Raw genomic sequence first — 15406 nt, forward strand, 5'->3', positions numbered from 1 at the left:
CGGCCCCCAAATCTTCTCAAGGACTCCCGCCCATGGCGCTACCCGCATTCAAGGCCTACGACATCCGCGGCCGCGTGCCCGACGAGCTGGACGAGGACCTGGCCCGCCGCATCGGCGTGGCGCTGGCCGACATGCTGGACGCAGGGCCGGTGGTGCTGGGCCATGACGTGCGCCTGACCAGCGCCGGGCTGCAGGACGCGCTGTCCGCGGGCCTGCGCGCGAAGGGCCGCGAGGTGATCGACATCGGCCTGTGCGGCACCGAGGAGGTCTATTTCCAGACCGACCACCTCAAGGCCGCCGGCGGCGTGATGGTCACCGCCAGCCACAACCCGATGGACTACAACGGCATGAAGCTGGTGCGCGAGCAGGCCCGCCCGATCAGCTCCGATACCGGCCTGTTCGACATCCGCGACAAGGCCGAGGCCGACACCGCGCCGGCCACCGCGCCGACCGCCAAGGAAGAACACCGCCCGGACAAATCGGCCTACATCCAGCACCTGCTGAGCTACATCAAGCCCGACGCGCTCAAGCCGCTCAAGGTGGTGGTGAACGCCGGCAACGGCGGCGCCGGCGCCATCGTCGACCTGCTCGCCCCGCACCTGCCGCTCGAGTTCATCCGCATCCATCACGAGCCCGACGGCCACTTCCCCAACGGCATCCCCAACCCGCTGCTTCCGGAGAACCGCGCCGCCACCGCCGATGCGGTCAAGCAGCACGGCGCCGACTTCGGCATCGCCTGGGACGGCGACTTCGACCGCTGCTTCTTCTTCGACGAGCACGGCCAGTTCATCGAGGGCTATTACCTGGTCGGCCTGCTGGCCCAGGCGATCCTGAAGAAGCAGCCCGGCGGCAAGATCGTCCACGACCCGCGCCTGACCTGGAACACGGTCGAGATGGTCGAGGCCGCAGGCGGCGTGCCGGTGCTGTGCAAGAGCGGCCACGCCTTCATCAAGGAGAAGATGCGCGCCGAGAACGCCGTGTACGGCGGCGAGATGAGCGCGCACCATTACTTCCGCGAATTCGCCTACGCCGACTCGGGCATGATCCCCTGGCTGCTGATCGCCGAGCTGGTGTCCACCTCGGGCCGCTCGCTGGGCGACTGGGTCGCCGATCGCGTGGCCAAGTTCCCGTGCAGTGGTGAGATCAACTTCAAGGTCAGCGACGCCAAGGCCGCCGTGCAGCGCGTGATGGACCACTACGCCGACCTCAAGCCGCAGCTGGACTACACCGACGGCACCAGCGCCGACTTCGGCGACTGGCGCGTCAACATCCGCAGCTCCAACACCGAGCCGCTGTTGCGCCTGAACGTGGAAACCCGCGGCGACGCGGCGCTGCTGAAGCAGAAGACCGACGAGATTTCGGCGCTGCTGCAGGGGTGAAAGCTCGGGAGTGAGAAGTGAGCGGCATGCGCTGCTCACTTCTCACTCTGCTGCGCCGATCGTTGCCCTAGTTGTCGCCGAACAGGTCGCGCGTATAGACCTTGTCGGCGACATCGTCCAGCGCGGGCGCCATGCGGTTGCTGATGATCACGTCGGCCTCGCGCTTGAACGCCTCCAGATCGTTGACCACCCGCGAGCGGAAGAACTCGCTCTCGCTCAGCGTGGGCTCGTACACGATCACCTCCACGCCTTTGGCCTTGAGCCGCTTCATGACGCCCTGGATGCTGGAGGCGCGGAAGTTGTCCGAGCCGGCCTTCATGATCAGGCGGTAGATGCCGACCACGCGCGGCTTGCGCTTGAGCACGTCGGCGGCGATGAAGTCCTTGCGCGTGGTGTTGGAATCGACGATGGCGCGGATCAGGTTCTGCGGCACGCTCTGGTAGTTGGCCAGCAGCTGCTTGGTGTCCTTGGGCAGGCAGTAGCCGCCGTAGCCGAAGGACGGATTGTTGTAGTGCGAGCCGATGCGCGGGTCCAGGCAGATGCCCTCGATGATCTGCCGGCTGTCCAGGCCATGGGTCACCGCATAGGTGTCCAGCTCGTTGAAGTAGGACACGCGCATGGCCAGGTAGGTGTTGGCGAACAGCTTGATCGCCTCGGCCTCGGTCGGCTCGGTGAACAGCACCGGCACGTCCTGCTTCAACGCACCTTCCTTGAGCAGGCCGGCGAACACCTCCGCGCGCGGCGAACGCTCGCCGACGATGATGCGCGAGGGATACAGGTTGTCGTACAGCGCCTTGCCCTCGCGCAGAAACTCCGGCGAGAACAGGATGTTGTCCGTCCCGAACTGCTGGCGCACCTTCTCGGTATAGCCCACCGGCACGGTCGACTTGATCACCATGGTCGCGGCCGGGTTGATCTTCAGCACCTGGGCGATTACCGCCTCGATCGAGCGGGTGTTGAAGTAATTGGTGTCCGGATCGTAGTCGGTCGGCGTGGCGATGATGACGAACTGCGCTTCGGCATAGGCCTCGACCGGATCCAGCGTCGCCTTGAAGTTCAGGCCGCCCTGCGCCAGCGCGGCCTCTAGTTCGGCATCGACGATGGGCGAGCGGCCCTGATTGATCAGCTCGACCTTGGACGGCACGATGTCCAGCGCCACCACCTCATGGTGCCGCGCCAGCAACACGCCATTGGACAGGCCAACATAGCCGGTACCGGCCACCGCAATCTTCATGAATCGCAACCTCGTGGGGGATGGAAGCGAGCCTACGATACGGCACGGCGCCATAACCGCCGATGGCTTGGCCAGACGAGCACGAACTGCGTGCGAAGGCCGCCGCGCAAAGCGCAACAGCCGTCACGAAAGCCTTACTTCAGTTCGGCCACCACGCTGTCGAGCGCGGTTTCCCAGGCCGGCAGGTCGATGCCGAAGTCGCGTCGCAGCGTCGTCGTGTCCAGGCAGGAATAGGCCGGACGCCGCGCCGGGGTCGGATATTCGGACGTCGGGATCGCCACCACCTGCGGCGCGAGCGGCAGCAGGCCGGCCGCCACGGCGCGGGCGAAGATGGCCTCGGCGAACCCATGCCAGCTGGTCTGGCCCGCCGCGGTCAGATGCCAGGTGCCGGAAGCTTCCGTTCCCTGTCGCAAGACCTGCGCGGTGACGTCGGCGATCAACGCCGCCGAGGTGGGCGTGCCGATCTGGTCGGCCACCACCCGCAGCTCATCGCGCTGCGCGCCGACGCGCAGCATGGTCAGCAGGAAGTTCTTGCCATGCGAGGCGTAGACCCATGCCGTGCGGAAGATCAGATGCTGGCCGCCGGCCGCGCGGACCGCCTCTTCTCCCGCCAGCTTGCTGGCGCCATACACGCCCAGCGGCGCGGTCGGCGCATCGACGGCGTAAGGCGCGGTGCCCTGACCATCGAACACGTAGTCGGTCGAGTAGTGCACCAGCGGCACGCCATGCGCGGCGCACCAGCGCGCCAAGGCGCCGGGCGACTCCGCGTTGGCGCGAAAGGCCGCATCGCGATCCTCCTCGGCCTTGTCCACCGCGGTGTACGCCGCGGCATTGACCACGACGGTAGGCGCGAGGCGATCCAGCAGCGCCGGCAGACTCTCGGGCCGATCGAAGTCGGCGACTTCGCATGCCGCACCGTCTTCCAGCGTGCCGCTGCGCGTAGTGCAGACCACCTCGCCCAACGGCGCCAGCGCGCGGCGCAGCTCCCGGCCGACCTGACCGTTGGCGCCAAGCAGCAGGAGCGTCACGGCGTGTAGACCGGCAGGCGCGCCTGCGGCACGTCGGCCAGCAGCGGGGCGGCCGCGTCCTTGTCGGACAGGTTCGGCGAGCCGATCGGCCAGTCGATGCCGATGGCCGGATCGTCCCAGCGCACGCCCGCGTCGGCGGCCTTGTCGTAGACGTTGGTGCACATGTAGCTGAAGAGGGCGCGCTCGGACAGCACCGCAAAACCGTGCGCGAAGCCCTCCGGGATCCAGAACTGGCGCTTGTTCTGCGCGCTCAGCAGCACGGCGGCCCAGCGACCGAAGGTGGGCGAACCGAGGCGGACGTCCACGGCCACGTCGTAGACCTCGCCTTCCAGCACGCTGACCAGCTTGCCCTGCGGATTGGGCCACTGGTAGTGCAGGCCACGCAGCACGCCCTTGGACGAGGACGAGACATTGCTCTGCACGAAGCGGTCGGGCAGACCAAGCTCGCCGTAGCGCGACGCGTTCCAGGTCTCCATGAAGAAGCCGCGCTCGTCGCCGAACACGGCCGGCTCGATGATGGTGCAGCCCGGAAGGGAGGTCTCGATCAGTTTCAAGCCACTTCTCCTCGAACGGCCAGCTCATGCAGATAACGGCCGTAGTCGTTCTTCAGCAACGGCGCTGCCAGGCGCTCCAGCTGCGCGGCGTCGATCCAGCCGTTCCCGAACGCGATCTCCTCCGGGCAGCAGACCTGCAGGCCCTGCCGTTGCTGGATGGTCTCGATGAAGTTGGAAGCCTCGTGCAAGGACTTGTGCGTGCCGGTGTCCAGCCAGGCGTAGCCGCGGCCCAGCGCTTCCAGATGCAACTGCCCGGCCTCGAGATAGCGGCGGTTGAGATCGGTAATCTCCAGCTCGCCACGGGGCGAGGGCTTCAGCGACGCCGCGTGCTCGGGCGCGTGGCCGTCGTAAAAGTACAGTCCCGTTACCGCGTAGTGGGAGCGCGGCTTGGCCGGCTTCTCCTCGATGTCGATCACCTTGCCGCTGGCATCGAATTCGGCCACGCCGTAGCGCTCCGGGTCGTTGACCCAATAGCCGAATACCGTCGCGCCCTCACGGCGCGCATCCGCGCGTTGGAGCGTGTCGATCAGGCCGTGGCCGTGGAAGATGTTGTCGCCCAGCACCAGGCAGCTCGGCTTGCCGTCCACAAAGTCACGGCCGATCGTGTAGGCCTGGGCCAGGCCATCGGGACTGGGCTGAACGGCGTACTGGATCTCCATGCCCCACTGCGAGCCATCGCCCAGCAGCTGCTTGAACAGCGCCTGCTCGTGCGGGGTGTTGATGATCAGCACTTCCCGGATGCCCGCCAGCATCAGCACGCTCAGCGGGTAGTAGATCATCGGCTTGTCGTACACCGGCAGCAGCTGCTTGCTGACGCCCTTGGTGATCGGATACAGCCGCGTGCCCGAGCCGCCCGCGAGGATGATGCCGCGACGCGCATTCTTCCCGGGGGCGTGCGCATCCATGTGCGGACTTCTCAATGAAGCGGTCACTGCACGCCTCCGATGCGCTCCAGCCGATAGCTGCCGTCGAGTACGCCATTGACCCAGTCCTGATTGGCCAGGTACCAGTCCACCGTCTGCGCGATGCCCTGCTCGAAGGTGTGGCGCGGCTCCCAGCCCAGCTCGTTCTTCAGCTTGGAGGCGTCGATCGCATAGCGGCGATCATGGCCCGGTCGATCCGTGACATGGGTGATCTGGCTGCTGCGCGGCTGGCCGTCCTCGCGCGGTCGACGCTGATCCAGCAGCGCGCAGATCGCCTTGACGACCTCGATGTTCTGCTTTTCCGAGTTGCCGCCGACGTTATAGGTCTCGCCCACGCGTCCCTTGGCCAGGACCGTCCGGATTGCCTCGCAGTGATCGGACACGAACAGCCAGTCGCGCACCTGCTTGCCATCGCCGTACACCGGCAGCGGCTCGCCGGCCAGCGCCTTGGCGATCACCAGGGGGATGAGCTTCTCGGGGAAGTGATATGGGCCGTAGTTGTTGGAACAGTTGGTGGTCAGCACCGGCAGCCCGTAGGTGTGATGGAACGCACGCACCAGGTGATCGGAGGCCGCCTTGGACGCCGAATAGGGCGAGTTGGGCGCATACGGCGTTTCTTCGGTGAACTTGCCGGTCTCGCCCAGCGTGCCGTAGACCTCGTCGGTGGACACATGCAGGAAGCGGAACGCCTCGGCGCGCTCGGCCGGCAGGCCTTTCCAGTAGTCGCGCACGGCTTCCAGTAGGCCGAGCGTGCCCACCACATTGGTCTGGATGAACGCGCCCGGCCCATCGATGGAGCGGTCAACATGGCTCTCGGCCGCGAAGTTCAGTACCGCATCGGGCTGATGCTCCGCCAGCAGCGCAGACACCAACGCACCATCGCCGATGTCGCCGCGGACGAACACGTGGCCCGGGTTGCCCTCCAGCGAGGCCAGCGTCCTGAGATTGCCGGCATAGGTCAGCGCGTCGAGGTTGACGACCTTGACGCCCTTGGCGACCGCCTCGAGGACGAAGTTCCCGCCGATGAACCCGGCTCCGCCGGTGACCAACCACGTTTGTCCCACGTATGTCTCCTGATCAGGCAATGAAGGCCGCCTTTGGCGGCAGCGCGCAAGGATAAACCGTGCAGCGCCCGCTTCGTGAACCAATCTGTCACCAAGACCTGACCTCGGCGCCTGACGACCATACGCTGTCGCACGGTCACGCCCGCCCGGCTAGAATCGCAGATCAAGCCCCGCGCCAGCCGCCGCGGCCGGGCCATCCGCATTCCGTGTCAGAGGACTCGCTTTCACGATGAAGATTCTCGTCGCCTACAAGCGCGTGGTGGACTACAACGTGCGCATCCAGGTCAAGCCGGACAACTCCGGCGTGGTGACCGAGGGCGTCAAGCTCTCCCCCAACCCCTTCGATGAGATCGCCCTGGAGGAGGCTCTGCGCCTGCGCGACAAGGGCGTGGCTACCGAAGTGGTCGTGGCGACCATCGCCCCGGCCGACGCGGCCGCGCACCTGCGCAACGGCCTGGCCATGGGCGCCAATCGCGCCGTGCACGTGGTCGCCGATGGCCCGGTCTCGCCGCTGACCGCCGCGCGCACCCTGCTCAAGCTGATCGAGAAGGAGCAGCCGGACGTGGTGATCCTGGGCAAGCAGGCCATCGACGACGACGCCAGCCAGACCGGCCAGATGCTGGCCACGCTGTGGGGTCGCCCACAGGCCACCTTCGCCTCCAAGGTCGAGATCGCCGACGGCAAGGCCACGGTGACGCGCGAGGTCGACGCCGGCCTGGAAACGCTGGAAATCGACCTGCCGGCCGTGATCACCACCGACCTGCGCCTCAACGAGCCGCGCTTCATCAAGCTGCCGGACATCATGAAGGCCAAGTCCAAGCCGCTGGAGACCCTCCCCTTCGCCGACCTCGGCGTGGAAGCCGGCGCGGAACTGAAGGTGACCCACTACGCCGCCCCACCCAAGCGCAGCCGTGGCGTGATGGTCAAGGACGCCGCCGAGCTGGTCGCCGCACTCAAGCAGAAGGGCCTGCTCTAGGCCGCTCGTCGTTCCCGCGAACGCGGGAACCCAGCGCCTGTCGCCGCACCCCACCTCATGGATTCCCGCCAAGGCGGGAATGACGAAACAGGAATCCGCACATGTCCAAAGTCCTCGTCATCGCCGAACACCTGGACGGCGTGCTCAACGCCTCCACCGCCAAGACCGTCAGTGCCGCCGCCGCGCTCAAGCCCGAGGCGCTCGACGTGGCCGTGCTGGCCGCTGACCCGACCGCCGTCGCCGAGGCCGCCGCCAGGATCGCCGGCGTCACCAAGGTGCTGACCGTCGCCAATCCGGCCAACGAGCATGCCATCGGCCAGGTGCTCGCCCCGCAGATCGCCGCGCTCGCCGCCGGCTACACGCATGTGTTCGGCCCCTCGACCACCTTCGGCAAGGACCTGATGCCGTGCGTGGCCGCGCTGCTGGGCGCGGCCCAGGTCTCGGACCTGATCACCGTCGAAGGCGAGCACACCTTCACCCGCCCGATCTACGCCGGCAACGCCATCATCACCGTCGAGGCCGATCCCGGGCAGACCGTCGTGGCCACCGTGCGCACCGCCTCCTGGCCGGAAGCCGCACAGGGCGGCAGCGCCCCTGTCGAAGCCGCCAGCGTCGAGGCGAGCCTGCCTACCCACACCCGTTTCGTCGGCCTGGCGGCCGGCAAGTCCGACCGCCCCGACCTGCAGTCGGCCCGCCGGGTGGTCTCCGGCGGTCGTGGCGTGGGTTCGAAGGAAAACTTCGAGATCATCTACAAGCTGGCCGACAAGCTCGGCGCCGCCGTGGGCGCCTCGCGCGCCGCAGTCGACGCCGGCTACGTCCCCAACGAACTCCAGGTCGGCCAGACCGGCAAGATCATCGCTCCAGAGCTGTACCTCGCCATCGGCATCTCCGGTGCCATCCAGCACCTGACCGGCATCAAGGACGCCGGCACCATCGTGGCGATCAACAAGGACGCCGACGCCCCGATCTTCGAGATCGCGGATATCGGATTGACGGGGGATTTGTTCACGGTGCTGCCGGAGCTGGAAAAGGCGCTGGGCTGAGTCGCGACGGACATCTGGAATGATGCCGCACGGCGACGGCGCCCAGGGTCTGTCCGCGCCGCGCCGTCGAGAGGGTCACCTGGCGTTGTTCGTCCTGCTGTTGTGCGGTGGCTACCTGGCCGCTCTTTGGTGGATAGACCGCGGTAACGGCACGTTTGCCCGGCTGGGCGCGATCTGGCCGTTGTTGTTGCTGGCGATGCTGCCGGTCTCAGTCAGTTACCTGTTCCGCTTCTGGCGCTGGCGCTGGCTGTTGCAACGGCAGGGCCATGCCGTGCCGTTCGGACTGGGATGGGCCGCTTACCTTGCCGGATTCGCCCTGACCGCCACCCCCGGCAAGGCCGGGGAATTGCTGCGCATCCGCTATTTCGCCCGCATGGGCGTGCCGGCGGGGCGCACGCTGGCGGTGTTCGTGTTCGAGCGAACCTCCGATCTATTGGTGATCCTGGCGCTTTCGTTGCTGGCCGCACCGGTGTTTCCCACCCTGGGCACCCTGGCCGCAGTGGTGCTGGGCTTGGTTGCCCTGCTTTTCGGCGCCGCCGCCTGGCCTGCCCTGCTGGCCTGGCTGGACCGCCTGGGCCGGCGCCTGCCCGGCCCCTGGCTGCGGCGCGCGACGCAATTTGCTCTGTACGCCGCCAGGGAGCTGCGAGCCTGCCTGGGAACCGCGCAGTTGACGCGCAGCCTGATTGCCGGCGCCGCCGCATGGGGCTTGACCTCAGTGGTATTCGTCGGCCTGTGTAAAGGGCTTGCCTTGGACCTGGACATAATGGTCGCGTTCGGCATCTACCCGCTGGCGATGCTGATCGGCGCGCTGTCCTTCGTCCCCGGCGGGGTCGGCACGACCGAGCTGGCGATCGTTCTGATGCTGCATCAACTCGGCATCGCCACCGCCGATGCGATCGCCGTCGCGGTGGCGGCGCGCCTGGTAACACTCTGGTACGCCATTGCCGTCGGCACACTGGCGATATGCGTGGCCGAATTTCTGCAACGGCGTCAAGCAGGCTGAGCCGGACAACGAAGTGTCCTAGGTATAATCGCGGCCCCGCCATGCATCGCCAGGCCGCAGTAATGTCCTTCCCACCCAGCCCTCCCGCCGATCGCCCGGCTGTTCCCGGGCGCGCGCTATGCGTGGATCTGGACGGCACCCTGCTGAACTCGGACATCCTTTACGAGTCCCTGCTTGCCCTGCTGGCACGAAACCCGCTGTACGTTTTCCTGCTGCCGCTATGGCTGCTGCGTGGCAAGGCCGGGCTGAAGCGCGAGCTGGCGGCAAGGGTCTCACTCCCGGCCGAAACCCTGCCTTATAACGAGCATGTCCTGGACCTGCTTCGCACCACCTCGCAGCGTCCACGTGTGCTCTGCACCGCCTCGGACCAATTGCTGGTCGCACCGATCGCCGCACACCTTGGTCTGTTCGAGGAGGTCATTGCTAGCGACGGCCGGCGCAACCTGTCTGGCCGCAACAAGGCCGACGTGCTGGTGGAGCGGTTCGGTACGGGCAACTTCGACTATGCCGGCAATGGCCGCGTGGACCTGCACGTGTGGGACAAGGCCGGCGGCGCCTGGGTCGTCAACAACGGCGATGGCTTGCGTGCGGCCGCCGCACAGCGCACCGCCGTGCATGGACACTGGCCGGCGCCGCCGCGCGCCCGCGCCTGGCTGAAAGCGCTGCGCCTGCACCAATGGCTGAAGAACCTGCTGGTGTTCGTGCCGCTGCTGACCGCGCACCGTTTCCTGGATGGTGAATCGGTATTGCAGTCGGTGATCGCCATGGTGGCGTTCGGACTATGCGCCTCCGGCGTCTACGTGCTCAACGACCTGCTCGACCTCACGCCCGACCGCCAGCATCCGCGCAAGCGCAAGCGGCCATTCGCCGCCGGCCGGCTGCCGCTGCTACAGGGATTGTTCGCTGCCCCGGCCTTGACCGTGGCCGGGCTGGCACTGTCGCTCGCATGCAACCTGCACTTCACCCTGGTCCTGCTGGCCTACTACGTGATGACACTGGCGTATTCGCTACGGCTCAAACGCATCGTGATGATCGACGTGGTATTGCTGGCGGCGCTGTACACCGTGCGCATCATCGGCGGCGCGGTGGCCATCGACCTGGAACTGTCGTTCTGGCTGCTGGCGTTCTCGATGTTCATCTTCCTGTCGCTGGCGCTGCTCAAGCGCTACACCGAGCTGCACGCGATGCTCGGCAGTGGCAAGACCAAGGCCAGCGGGCGCGCCTATTCGGTGGAGGACCTTGTGCTGCTGCAGTCGATGGGCGCGGCGGCCGGCTACATCGCGGTCATGGTGATGGCGCTTTACATCAACAGTCCGGAAAGCGTGGAGCTGTACCGCCATCCCAAGCTGCTGTGGCTAATCTGCCCGGTGCTCTTGTATTGGGTTAGCCGGGTCTGGATCGTGGCTCACCGTGGCGACATGCACGACGACCCGATCGTATTCGCCGCCACCGACCGGGTCAGCCAGGTGGTCGTGGTGCTGTGCGGATTATTCGCGCTGAGCGCCATCTGATGGCCGACGCCGGGCAGTCCTGGGGACGCTACCCGCACGCGACGCAGACGCTGCTGCCGATCGCCGACCGGGCGGCCGCCCTGCCGGCCTTCGCAGGCAACGCGCTGCCGCGTGGAAACGGCCGCAGCTACGGCGACAGTTGCCTCAATCCCGATGGCACCCTGCTCTGCGCGCGTGGCCTGGACCGCTTCATCGGCTTCGACCCGGCGTCCGGCCTGCTGCGCTGCGAGGCCGGCGTCACGCTTGCCGAGATCATCGACCTGGTCCTGCCGCAGGGCTGGTTCCTGCCGGTGACCCCAGGCACCCGCTACGTGACCGTGGCCGGCGCCATCGCCAACGACGTGCACGGCAAGAACCATCACCGCACCGGCAATTTCGGCCACCACGTGCTCGCCTTCGAACTGCTGCGCAGCGACGGCAGCCGCCGCCTGTGCACGCCCGACGACGATGCCGACGGCTGGTTCGCGGCCACGGTCGGCGGACTTGGCCTGACCGGACTGATCACCTGGGCGGAGATCCAGTTACGCCGCGTGCCGGGGCCGGCGCTGGAGACGGAGAACATCCGTTTCGGCTCGCTCGACGAATTCTTCGCGCTGTCCGCCGCCTCGGCCGACAGCCACGAATACAGTGTCGCCTGGATCGATTGCCTGGCCAGTGGCCGCGCCCGTGGCCGCGGTCATTTCACCCGCTCCGATCACTGCGCCGGTCTGCCTGAGGAACGCCCGGCCTCGCCCGGCAAGGGCCTGGCAATGCCGCTGACCCCGCCGGTCTCGCTGGTCAACAAGCTCTCGCTGCGGCCGTTCAACGCGCTGTACTACTGGCGCCAGCCCGCGCGCAGCAAGCGCCGGCTGAGCCACGTGCTGCCGTTCTTCTATCCGCTGGACGGCATCCGCCACTGGAACCGCATGTACGGCCCGCGCGGTTTCCTGCAATACCAGTGCGTGCTGCCGCCGGCCTGCTCGCGCGACGGCGTGGACGCGCTGCTGGCGGAAATCGCCCGCAGCGGCAGCGGCTCCTTCCTGGCCGTGCTGAAGGAATTCGGCGACCTTCCGGCGCGCGGCATGCTGTCCTTCCCACGCCCGGGCACCACCCTCGCGCTGGACTTTCCCAACGACGGCGCCAACGTGCTGCGCCTGCTGGAGCGACTGGACCGCATCGTCGACGCCGCCGGTGGCGCTCTGTACCCGGCCAAGGACGCGCGCATGTCCGCCGCCTCGTTCCAGTGCGCCTACGCCCGCTGGCAGGACTTCAGCCGCTATCTCGATCCCCGCTTTTCTTCCGGCTTCTGGCGCCGGGTTACGGAGTGAACATGCAACGCGTCCTCATCATCGGCGCCACCTCGGCCATCGCCGAGGCCACCGCCCGGCGCTACGCCGCGCGCGGCGCGGCCCTCCATCTGCTCGGCCGCCAGGCCGCGCGCCTGGACGCGATCGCGTCGGACCTGTCAGCACGCGGCGGCAAGGCCAGTTGCGGCGTGCTCGACGTCAACGACAGCGCCGGCCATGCGGCGGCCTTCGATGCCGCCTGGGCCGCGTTAGACGGCGTCGACGTGGTGCTGATCGCCCACGGCACGCTGCCCGACCAGGCCGCGTGCGATGCCTCGGTCGACCTGTCGATGCGTGAGTTCGCCACCAACGGCACCTCGACGATCGCGCTGTGCGCCGCGCTGGCACCGCGTCTGCGTGCGGGCGCGACGCTGGCGGTGATCTCGTCGGTCGCCGGCGACCGCGGCCGCGCCAGCAACTACCTGTACGGCAGCGCCAAGGCAGCGGTGAGCGCCTATCTGAGCGGCCTCGGCCAGCGCCTGCGCCCGGAGGGCATCAACGTGCTCACCATCAAGCCCGGCTTCGTCGATACGCCGATGACCGCCGCCTTCAAGAAGGGTGCGCTGTGGGCCAAGCCCGACCAGATCGCCAAGGGCATCCTGCGCGCGGTCGACGGCCGCCGCGCGGTCGCCTACCTGCCCGGTTTCTGGTGGGCAATCATGCTCGTCATCAAATCCATTCCCGAATTCGTCTTCCGCAGGATCAAGCTTTGACATGACCGACAAACACGCCAAGATCGTTATCACCGGCGCCGCGGGCCTGGTCGGCCAGAATCTGATCGTCGAACTGGAGCAGCAGGGCTACACCCAGTTGGTGGCGATCGACAAGCATGCGCATAACCTGCAGATCCTGCGCGAGCTGCATCCAGCGGTACGCGTAGTGGAGGCCGATCTGGCCGAGCCTGGCGACTGGGCGCGCGAGTTCGACGGCGCGGCCTGCGTTGCCCAGCTGCACGCCCAGATCACCGGCAAGACCACCGACCTGTTCACCCGCAACAACCTGACCGCGACCGCGCACGTGCTCGCCGCCTGCCGCGCGGCAAACGTGCCTTACATGGTGCACATCAGTTCCTCGGTGGTGAACTCGGTGGCCAAGGACGACTACACCAACACCAAGCGCGCGCAGGAAGAGATGGTGGTCGCCAGCGGCCTGCGTCACTGCGTGCTGCGCCCGACCCTGATGTTCGGCTGGTTCGACCCCAAGCACCTGGGCTGGCTGTCGCGCTTCATGGCCAAGACCCCGGTGTTCCCGATTCCGGGCGATGGCCGGTTCATGCGCCAGCCGCTGTACGAGCGCGACTTCTGCCGCTGCATCGCCAAGTGCATCGAGCGCGAACCGGATGGCGAGGTTTACGACATCGTCGGCGACACCCGCGTGGACTACGTCGACATCATCAAGACCATCAAGCGGGTCAAGAAACTGCACACCGTGATCGCGCATATCCCGATCGGCTTCTTCGCCTTCCTGCTGCGCTTGTATTCGCTCTTCAGCTCCAAGCCGCCGTTCACCGCCGACCAGTTGAAGGCGCTGAGCGCCGGCGACGATTTCAAGGGCGTGGACACCGAAGCGGTGTTCGGCGTGCGCCAGACCCCGTTCGAAGACGCGATCCGCGAAAGCTATACCGACCCGCGCTACAGCCACATCGTGCTCAAGCGCTGAACCGTCATACGAGACCAGAACCATGAGTACATTCGCGATCGTCGGCAGCGGCCCCATGGGCCTGATGGCTGCCATGGAACTGTTGAAGAAGGGCCACCAGGTCGACGTCTACGAACGCGACGACCGCATCGGCGGCATGTCCGCGGACTTCGATTTCGACGGCCTGCGCATCGAGCGCTACTACCACTTCATCTGCAAGACCGATTTCCCGCTGTTCAAGCTGCTCGAGGACCTGAAGCTGTCCGACCGCCTGCACTGGACCGACACCAAGATGGGGTATTACTACCAGGGCAAGCTGCACAAGTGGGGCACGCCGTTCGCGCTGCTCGGCTTCCCGCACCTGGGGCTGGTCGACAAGATCCGCTACGCCCTGCACGTCATGCACACCAAGGGCATCAGCGACTGGACCGCGCTGGACAAGGAGAACGCGCGCGACTGGATCACCCGCTGGATCGGCCCCAAGGCCTACAAGGTGATGTGGGAGAAGGCGTTCGCGCTGAAGTTCTTCGAATACCAGAACGACCTGTCCGCGTCGTGGATCGGCACCCGCATCAAGCGCGTGGCGCTGTCGCGGCGCAATCTGTTTAACGAAAGCATGGGCTATCTGGAAGGTGGCTCGGCCGTGCTGCTGGAGCGCATGGCCGCGGAAGTGACGCGCCTGGGCGGACGCATCCTGCTGTCGCAGCCGATCGAGGAGGTCGCCTCGGTCGATGGCAAGGTCACCGGCATCCGCACCCGCGACGGCCATCATGCCTACGACGGCGTGGTGTCGACGGCCCCGATCCAGTACGTACCCGGCATGGTACCCGGCCTGCCTAAGACCTTCGCCGACCAGGTCGCCGCGATCGAGAACATCCCCGTCGCCTGCGTGATCCTGAAGCTGTCTAAGCCGGTCAGCGAGAACTTCTGGATGAACATCAGCGACGACCGGATCTCCATCCCCGGCCTGATCGAGTACAGCAACCTCAACCCCGGCAAGGGCCCCGGCGAGCACATCGTGTATGCGCCCTACTACATGCCCAAGACCCATCCGAAGTGGCAGTGGAGCAACCAGCAACTGATCGACGAGGTCATCAGCTACCTGCCGATGATCAATCCGGGCTTCAAGCCGGAGTGGATCCGCGCCACCCATTGCCATCGCTACGAGTATGCGCAGACCATCTGCCCGCCAGGGTTCCAGGACATGCTGCCGGCGATGAAGACGCCGCTGCAGGGCTTCTACATGGCCGATACCGCGTACTACTACCCGGAAGATCGCTCGATCAACGAGAGCATTGACGTCGGCAGGCGCCTGGCCGAGGTCGCGGCGAGCGCATGATCAGCAAGCGCTTCTTCTTCTTCCTGTTGTCCGGCGGCATCGCCGCCGCCGCCAACTTCGGCTCGCGCATCCTCTTCAGCCTCTGGTTTCCGTATGCGGCGGCGATCGTCCTGGCCTATCTGGTCGGCATGACCACGGCCTTCATCCTGATGCGCAAGCTGGCGTTCAAGGAAACTTCCAACACCCAGCGCACGCAGATCGCCTGGTTCGTCGTGGTCAATGCCGTCGCCCTGCTGCAGACCCTGGCGATCAGCCTGTTGCTGGCGAAATGGGTGTTCCCCTGGCTCGGCGTCCGCTATCTGGACGAAACGATCGCCCATGCGATCGGCGTCGCCGTCCCCGTGGTCACCAGCTACCTCGGCCACAAGTACCTGTCGTTCAAGAACTGA

15 protein-coding genes are annotated in these 15406 nt (G+C 66.7%); 10 read left to right on the plus strand and 5 right to left on the minus strand.

Annotated features, from left to right (window positions below):
• Nucleotides 1–32: 32 nt before the first annotated feature.
• Complete coding sequence (locus tag ACFJIT_RS13660; protein WP_379653907.1) at nucleotides 33–1379, plus strand: phosphomannomutase; 1347 nt, start codon at nucleotides 33–35, stop codon at nucleotides 1377–1379.
• A gap of 67 nt (nucleotides 1380–1446) precedes the next feature.
• Here the strand turns inward: ACFJIT_RS13660 and ACFJIT_RS13665 are convergent, their stop codons facing one another.
• From ACFJIT_RS13665 to rfbB, 5 genes are all read right to left on the minus strand, one after another.
• Nucleotides 1447–2613, minus strand: coding sequence for a nucleotide sugar dehydrogenase (locus ACFJIT_RS13665; protein ID WP_379653908.1), 1167 nt, complete (start codon nucleotides 2611–2613; stop codon nucleotides 1447–1449).
• 134 nt (nucleotides 2614–2747) lie between these two features.
• Nucleotides 2748–3641, minus strand: a complete 894-nt coding sequence (rfbD, locus tag ACFJIT_RS13670; RefSeq protein ID WP_379653909.1) for a dTDP-4-dehydrorhamnose reductase — start codon at nucleotides 3639–3641, stop codon at nucleotides 2748–2750.
• Nucleotides 3638–4195: a dTDP-4-dehydrorhamnose 3,5-epimerase gene (gene rfbC / locus ACFJIT_RS13675; RefSeq protein WP_379653910.1), complete on the minus strand. Its 558-nt coding sequence runs from the start codon at nucleotides 4193–4195 to the stop codon at nucleotides 3638–3640. The genes rfbD and rfbC overlap by 4 nt, the downstream gene beginning before the upstream one ends.
• Nucleotides 4192–5100: a glucose-1-phosphate thymidylyltransferase RfbA gene (gene rfbA / locus ACFJIT_RS13680; protein WP_379653911.1), complete on the minus strand. Its 909-nt coding sequence runs from the start codon at nucleotides 5098–5100 to the stop codon at nucleotides 4192–4194. Before rfbA ends, rfbC begins: the two co-directional genes overlap by 4 nt.
• Before the next feature lie 23 nt (nucleotides 5101–5123).
• Nucleotides 5124–6182, minus strand: coding sequence for a dTDP-glucose 4,6-dehydratase (gene rfbB / locus ACFJIT_RS13685; protein WP_379653912.1), 1059 nt, complete (start codon nucleotides 6180–6182; stop codon nucleotides 5124–5126).
• A gap of 229 nt (nucleotides 6183–6411) precedes the next feature.
• On the opposite strand from rfbB, the gene ACFJIT_RS13690 reads away from it, so the two are divergent.
• The 9 genes from ACFJIT_RS13690 (at nucleotide 6412) to ACFJIT_RS13730 (ending at nucleotide 15406) form a co-directional block, all read left to right on the plus strand.
• Nucleotides 6412–7158, plus strand: coding sequence for an electron transfer flavoprotein subunit beta/FixA family protein (locus ACFJIT_RS13690; RefSeq protein ID WP_379653913.1), 747 nt, complete (start codon nucleotides 6412–6414; stop codon nucleotides 7156–7158).
• Between the two features lie 101 nt (nucleotides 7159–7259).
• Nucleotides 7260–8201 carry an electron transfer flavoprotein subunit alpha/FixB family protein gene (locus ACFJIT_RS13695; RefSeq protein ID WP_379653914.1) on the plus strand — a complete coding sequence of 314 codons (942 nt, stop codon included), beginning with the start codon at nucleotides 7260–7262 and terminating at the stop codon, nucleotides 8199–8201.
• Between the two features lie 19 nt (nucleotides 8202–8220).
• Entirely contained in the window at nucleotides 8221–9204 is a 984-nt protein-coding gene (locus ACFJIT_RS13700; protein ID WP_379653915.1) for a YbhN family protein, read from the plus strand.
• A 122-nt stretch (nucleotides 9205–9326) separates the two neighbouring features.
• Complete coding sequence (locus ACFJIT_RS13705) at nucleotides 9327–10715, plus strand: UbiA family prenyltransferase (RefSeq protein ID WP_379655779.1); 1389 nt, start codon at nucleotides 9327–9329, stop codon at nucleotides 10713–10715.
• Nucleotides 10715–12022 carry an FAD-dependent oxidoreductase gene (locus tag ACFJIT_RS13710; protein ID WP_379653916.1) on the plus strand — a complete coding sequence of 436 codons (1308 nt, stop codon included), beginning with the start codon at nucleotides 10715–10717 and terminating at the stop codon, nucleotides 12020–12022. Before ACFJIT_RS13705 ends, ACFJIT_RS13710 begins: the two co-directional genes overlap by 1 nt.
• Nucleotides 12023–12024: 2 nt before the next feature.
• Nucleotides 12025–12753 carry an SDR family oxidoreductase gene (locus tag ACFJIT_RS13715; RefSeq protein ID WP_379653917.1) on the plus strand — a complete coding sequence of 243 codons (729 nt, stop codon included), beginning with the start codon at nucleotides 12025–12027 and terminating at the stop codon, nucleotides 12751–12753.
• A gap of 1 nt (nucleotide 12754) precedes the next feature.
• The gene (locus ACFJIT_RS13720) at nucleotides 12755–13699 is read left to right on the plus strand and encodes an NAD-dependent epimerase/dehydratase family protein (RefSeq protein WP_379653918.1); all 945 of its coding nucleotides are present in this window, start codon (nucleotides 12755–12757) and stop codon (nucleotides 13697–13699) included.
• A 22-nt stretch (nucleotides 13700–13721) separates the two neighbouring features.
• A complete protein-coding gene (locus tag ACFJIT_RS13725; protein WP_379653919.1) occupies nucleotides 13722–15017 on the plus strand; it encodes an NAD(P)/FAD-dependent oxidoreductase in 1296 nt (431 codons plus the stop codon).
• Nucleotides 15014–15406, plus strand: coding sequence for a GtrA family protein (locus ACFJIT_RS13730; RefSeq protein WP_379653920.1), 393 nt, complete (start codon nucleotides 15014–15016; stop codon nucleotides 15404–15406). The genes ACFJIT_RS13725 and ACFJIT_RS13730 overlap by 4 nt, the downstream gene beginning before the upstream one ends.

Origin of the sequence: Pseudoxanthomonas sp. UC19_8, from assembly GCF_042700505.1 — a bacterium.
Lineage (GTDB): Bacteria > Pseudomonadota > Gammaproteobacteria > Xanthomonadales > Xanthomonadaceae > Pseudoxanthomonas_A > Pseudoxanthomonas_A winnipegensis.